The organism is Kitasatospora sp. NPDC093558 (genome assembly GCF_040683475.1).
Lineage (GTDB): Bacteria > Actinomycetota > Actinomycetes > Streptomycetales > Streptomycetaceae > Kitasatospora.
Map to the genome: position 1 here is coordinate 1 of NZ_JBFBDY010001169.1, position 1404 is coordinate 1404.

Annotated in this window: 1 protein-coding gene; it reads right to left on the reverse strand. The window is 70.7% G+C overall.

Translation table 11 applies throughout. From position 1 onward, the window contains the following. Positions 1–9: 9 nt before the first annotated feature. The coding region (locus tag AB0O00_RS39475) for an aspartate ammonia-lyase (protein ID WP_363659494.1) at positions 10–1404 on the reverse strand (1395 nt) is incomplete at its 5' end.

Consider the following 1404-nt stretch of genomic DNA (forward strand, 5'->3'; position numbering starts at 1 on the left):
CGTCCGTTCTCAGACCACGGAAGCGCCGCTGCCCGCGATCACCTCGGGCCGCAGCAGAGCGCTGAGCGTCTCGGCCGGGAGCAGCCCCTTCTCCAGGACGAGCTCGGCCACGCCCCGGCCGCTGGCGAGGGCCTCCTTGGCGATGTCGGTGGCAGCCGTGTACCCGATGTGCGGGTTGAGAGCGGTCACAAGGCCGATGGAGTTCTCCACGGTCGCGCGCAGCACCTCGGTGTTGGCGGTGATGCCGACGACGCAGCGCTCGGCGAGGGTGAGGCAGGCCGCCCGCAGGTGGGTGATCGACTCGGACAGCGAGTGCAGGATGATCGGCTCGAAGGCGTTGAGCTGGAGCTGCCCGGCCTCGGCGGCCATGGTGACGGCGACGTCGTTGCCGATCACCTCGAAGGCGACCTGGTTGACGACCTCGGGGATCACCGGGTTCACCTTGCCGGGCATGATGCTCGAACCGGCCTGCACCGGCGGCAGGTTGATCTCGCCGAGGCCCGCGCGCGGCCCCGAGGACAGCAGCCGCAGGTCGTTGCAGCTCTTCGACAGCTTGACGGCGATGCGCTTGAGCACGCCGGACATCTGGACGAACGCGCCGCAGTCCTGCGTGGCCTCGACCAGGTTGGCCGCGGTGACGAGGGGCAGCCCGGTGAGCTCGGCGAGGTGGCGGCGGGCGGACTCGGCGTAGCCGGCGGGCGCGTTGAGGCCGGTGCCGATCGCGGTCGCGCCGAGGTTGATCTCCAGGATCAGCTCGACGGCCTCCGCGAGCCGGCTGCGGTCCTCGTCGAGCATGACCGCGAACGTCGAGAACTCCTGCCCGAGCGTCATCGGCACGGCGTCCTGCAGCTGCGTGCGGCCCATCTTCAGGACGTCGCGGAACTCGACGGCCTTGCGGGCGAAGGCGTCCTGGAGGACTGCCATCGCGTCGAGCAGGCCGCGCACGGCGAAGACGGTCGCGATCCGGACGGCGGTCGGATAGACGTCGTTGGTGGACTGGCCGAGGTTGACGTCCTCGTTGGGGTGCAGGTGGCGGTACTCGCCCTTGGCGTGCCCCAGCAGTTCCAGCGCCCGGTTGGCCACGACCTCGTTGGCGTTCATGTTGGTCGAGGTGCCGGCGCCGCCCTGGATGACGTCGACGACGAACTGGTCGTGCAGCTCGCCGCCGCGGATCTCGCGGCAGGCGGCGACGATCGCTTCGGCCTTCGCCGGCTCCAGCAGGCCGAGTTCCCGGTTGGCGAGGGCGGCGGCCTCCTTGACGGCGGCGAGGGCGTCGATCAGGTGCGGGTACGCGGAGATGGGCGTGCCCGTGATGGGGAAGTTCTCGGTGGCGCGCAGCGTGTGGACGCCCCAGTAGGCGCGGTGGTGCTCTCGATCGACGAGAAGACCGCGATCGCAGCCCGC